This window comes from Pseudomonas sp. KK4, assembly GCF_001984065.1.
In the GTDB taxonomy this organism is placed as follows: domain Bacteria; phylum Pseudomonadota; class Gammaproteobacteria; order Pseudomonadales; family Pseudomonadaceae; genus Aquipseudomonas.
The window spans coordinates 1-3,726 of record NZ_LYVP01000221.1 but is presented as its reverse complement, the minus strand read 5'-3'; the positions used below and the strand labels follow the sequence as shown (position 1 = coordinate 3,726).

Below are 3,726 nucleotides of genomic sequence, written 5' to 3'. Positions count from 1 at the left end.
GCGCAGCCGAGCGGGAGCAAGCTCCCTCGCCACAAGAGACCCATCACCACAGAACCGTGTGTGACCCAAGACTCAACCGAACCAACAGTATTCAGGTGATGCAATGATGAAGGTGAAGATCGAAAGGATCGTCGACGAAGCGCTGGATATCCGTTCCTTTCGCCTCGTGCGCAGTGACGGCCAGCCGCTCGACACCTATGAGCCGGGTGCCCATGTCGACCTGACCGGCCCCACTGGCGTGACCCGCCAGTATTCCCTGTGCAGCCCGCCCGAGGATCGCCGTGCCTACCTGGTGGCAGTAAAGAAAGAAGCGCAGTCCCGCGGCGGCTCCCTGGCCCTGCACGAGCAGGTGCAAGAGGGCATGGAGCTGGAAATGGGTGCGCCGCGCAACCTGTTCCGCCTCGACCCGGGCGCCGCCGAACACGTGTTGTTCGCCGCCGGCATCGGCGTCACGCCGTTGCTGAGCATGGCCTATCGACTGGCCGAAAGCGGCCAACCCTACCGCCTGCATTACTTCGCCCGCTCGGCGCAGTACGCGGCGTTCACTGAACTGCTGGCGACTCAGTTCGCCGATCACGTCGAGTTCCACTATGGCGTCGAGCCGGGGGATCTGGACGGCGCCTTGAGCGAGTGCCTGGCGCGGGCCGGCAGCGAAGCCCACGTCTACACCTGCGGCCCCGCGCCGTTCATGAACAAAGTGGTGGAAGTGGCGGCGCGCAGTCGCTCTGACGATGCTATCCACCTCGAGCATTTCGCCGCGGACCCGGCAGCCAACAGCGCACCGACCGGCAGTTTCGAAGTGGAACTGGCCAGCTCCGGCGTGGTGCTTCAGGTACCGGCCGATGCCAGTCTGGTGGACGTGTTGCAGGCCCACGGTTGCGACATCGACACCGAGTGCCGCGAAGGCATCTGCGGCACCTGCATCGTCGAGGTGCTGGACGGCGTGCCGGAGCACCGCGACAACTGCCTGTCGAACAAGGAAAAGGCCTCCAACAAGCAGATCTGCGCCTGCGTATCCCGCGCGCTTTCCGCTCGTCTGGTATTGGACATTTAAGCGCTTCGAAGGCTGGAAAGCCGACGCCGGAGCCTGTTGAATGGCGCCCGGCGGTTGTCCAGGGAGGAGACAGCCGGATCAGTAGACGTTTTTATCGAACCGCTCGACGAAGCGGTCAAAAATAACAACAAAAACACGTGAGGCTTTGCGGACATGACTACAGCATCGGCGGTGCGCAACGAGGCGTTCGAAACCTGGCTCAGCCAGGTGAACCAGGCCTGCGGGCGATTCGATGCCCGCGCGCTGGACACCGATTTCTATGGCGAACTGGCGGAGTTCCGCAGCGGCGCGATCAAACTCAGCGTGGTCGACATGGCCCACGTGCATTTGTATCGCAGCAGCAAGGACGTCAGCACCAGCAGCGACGGCCACTTCTACGCGGTGTTCCAGATGCGCGGCAGTTCGCAACTGGAGCAGGGCGACAACCGCGCGCAACTGGGCTGCGGCGACATCGCCCTGATCGACGCCAGCCGCCCCAGCGACATGACCTACAACGACGATTCGCGGCAGTTGTCGCTGATTCTTCCGCGTCAGGTGGTAGAACGTGGCTCGCACTTCACCGCGGTCAACTGCGCCACGCGCATCGGCGCCAGCAGCCCGCTGGCGGCCATGGCCAACAAGCTGATCCTCGAGACGCGCCAGCAGGAAGGCCTGGAGATGCAGGAAAGCGAAGCGGTACTCGACGCCCTGGTCAGCCTGCTGCTGCCGGGGGTCAGCGCGCGGGACAGTGGCGGCGACGCACATGAGCGGCAGTTTCGCAAGATCATCGCCTTCATCGACGAACACATCAGCGACGAAGCCCTGTGCCCGGAGTTGATTGCCCGTGAGGTGGGTGTGTCGGTGCGCGGGCTGTACCGGATGTTCTCCAAGCGCGGCCTGGTGGTGGCGCAATACATCAAGCACCGGCGCCTGGACTTCTGCGCCGAAAACCTGCGCCGCGCCGATGTCGAACAAAAGCTATCGGCCCTTTGCTACGCCTGGGGCTTCTCCGACTCCAGCTACTTCTCCTCAGCGTTCAAATCGCGCTTCGGCGTCTCACCGGGCGCCTATCGCAAGCGCTACAGCCAGCACTGATACCGCATCATCGTTCATCGCCAGCAGGCTGGCTCCCACAGGGGATCTCCAGTGAATACAAGACTTGTGTTCACTGGAGATCCCCTGTGGGAGCTGGCCTGCCAGCGATGGCGGTCCCAATGCCGCCACAAACCTCAGTGTCGCACCGGCTCCTCACCCGGCAGATGCAACACCTCGCGTACCAGCATGGCGATGCTGGTCACGCCCATCTTTTCCTTGATCTTGGTGCGGTGCACGTCAACGGTCTTGACGCTGATGTTCAGCTCCCGGGCGATCACCTTGCTGGCCTTGCCGTCGATCACCAGCATCAACACTTCGCGCTCGCGGCTGGTCAACAGCGCCAGTTTGCCCTGCAGGTTCTGGCGCTGCTGCTGATCGGCCTGGGCGTGCACGGCGGTCTTGAGCGCGGCCTGGATACGGTCGATCATCTGCTGCGGGTTGTAGGGCTTCTCGACGAAGTCCAGGGCGCCGTTCTTCATCGCCGTGACCGACATCGGAATGTCGCCATGGGCCGAGACGAAAATGGTCGGCAGGGTGCTGCCGCGCTGGTTGAGGATTTCCTGCAACTGGAAGCCGCTGGTTTCCGGCATGCGCACGTCCAGCACCAGGCAGGCGGGCTGCCGGGGGTCGTACTGGCTGAGGAACTCTTCGGCGCCGGCAAAGCACTGCGCCTGCACGCTGACGGACTCCAGCAACCACGCCAGCGAAGTGCGCAGGTCCTTGTCGTCGTCAACGATGTAAACAATCGGTTTGCGGGTTTCCATCGGGTCTGCCACGAAAAATTCTATTTATTGTTTTCGCGCGCGTACGCACGGCACACATCGGTTCAGGTTTTCCAACCCGTATGCAGAATACCCACTGTGACCGGCCCTTGCGATAAAGAAACCACCTAGTCGACTAGCGGAAAGCCCACCTCGGCGTGGGGATCGTCAGAATGGTTGCGCGCCTTGCCGGGCCTTAGTCTTGTTCCATCACCTACGGGCCGCAGACGGGCGGTCCTCCTGAAGGAAGGGGCATCGACATGGCCGACCTGAGCCAGCAGCAAATCGACTTTCGCAACGCCATGGCGCAGCTGCCGGCGGCGGTGAACATCATCACCACCAACGGCCCCGGCGGGCGCTGCGGCATCACCGCCAGCGCCGTGTGTTCGGTGACCGATTCGCCGCCCACCGTGCTGGTGTGCGTCAACCGCAACAGCGCCACCCACGACGTGTTCCGCACCAACGGCCGGCTGTGCGTCAACGTGCTGTGCGGCGAACAGGAAGAACTGGCCCGCCACTTCGCCGGCATGACCAAAGTGCCGATGGCCGAGCGCTTCGCCTGGGACCTGTGGGACGACGGCGCCGCCCAGGTCCCGGTCCTGCGTGACGCCCTGGTGCAGTTGGAAGGGCGGATCAGCGAGTGCAAGGAAGTGGGGTCGCATTCGGTGATGTTCGTCGAACTCGACAAGGTTGGCGTCAGGGAGCAGGGCGATAGCCTGGTGTACTTCAATCGCCTGTTCCATCGCCTGGAGCATGCCAGCACGGCCTGCTGAGCAACCCAGGCACAGGAGCAACCTGCGGCAGCTTCTGCAGGTTGCCGGGCCTTTCTGTGGCGAG

4 protein-coding genes are annotated in these 3,726 nt (G+C 63.3%); 3 read left to right on the top strand and 1 reads right to left on the bottom strand.

Annotation, left to right across the window (positions count from 1 at the left end; translation table 11 throughout):
* The first annotated feature begins 103 nt into the window (after nt 1-103).
* Together B0W55_RS29055 and feaR are read left to right on the top strand one after the other, a co-directional pair.
* A complete protein-coding gene (locus tag B0W55_RS29055; RefSeq protein ID WP_077049340.1) occupies nt 104-1,054 on the top strand; it encodes a PDR/VanB family oxidoreductase in 951 nt (316 codons plus the stop codon).
* Between the two features lie 153 nt (nt 1,055-1,207).
* Nucleotides 1,208-2,128, top strand: a complete 921-nt coding sequence (gene feaR, locus B0W55_RS29050) for a transcriptional regulator FeaR (protein WP_077049339.1) — start codon at nt 1,208-1,210, stop codon at nt 2,126-2,128.
* Nucleotides 2,129-2,262: 134 nt separating this feature from the next.
* Here feaR and B0W55_RS29045 read toward each other — a convergent pair whose 3' ends face one another.
* Nucleotides 2,263-2,892 (bottom strand): response regulator transcription factor, encoded by a 630-nt coding sequence (locus B0W55_RS29045; protein ID WP_077049338.1) that lies wholly within the window; start codon nt 2,890-2,892, stop codon nt 2,263-2,265.
* A gap of 257 nt (nt 2,893-3,149) precedes the next feature.
* Between B0W55_RS29045 and hpaC the strand changes: the two genes are divergently transcribed.
* The gene (hpaC, locus tag B0W55_RS29040) at nt 3,150-3,662 is read left to right on the top strand and encodes a 4-hydroxyphenylacetate 3-monooxygenase, reductase component (protein ID WP_077049337.1); all 513 of its coding nucleotides are present in this window, start codon (nt 3,150-3,152) and stop codon (nt 3,660-3,662) included.
* The last annotated feature ends 64 nt before the right edge of the window (nt 3,663-3,726 follow it).

Excerpts from the sequence above, each read along its gene's own strand:
- B0W55_RS29055 (WP_077049340.1), top strand. The coding sequence starts at position 104 with ATGATGAAGGTGAAGATCGAAAGGATCGTCGACGAAGCGCTGGATATC.
- feaR (WP_077049339.1), top strand. The coding sequence starts at position 1,208 with ATGACTACAGCATCGGCGGTGCGCAACGAGGCGTTCGAAACCTGGCTC.
- B0W55_RS29045 (WP_077049338.1), bottom strand. The coding sequence starts at position 2,892 with ATGGAAACCCGCAAACCGATTGTTTACATCGTTGACGACGACAAGGAC.
- hpaC (WP_077049337.1), top strand. The coding sequence starts at position 3,150 with ATGGCCGACCTGAGCCAGCAGCAAATCGACTTTCGCAACGCCATGGCG.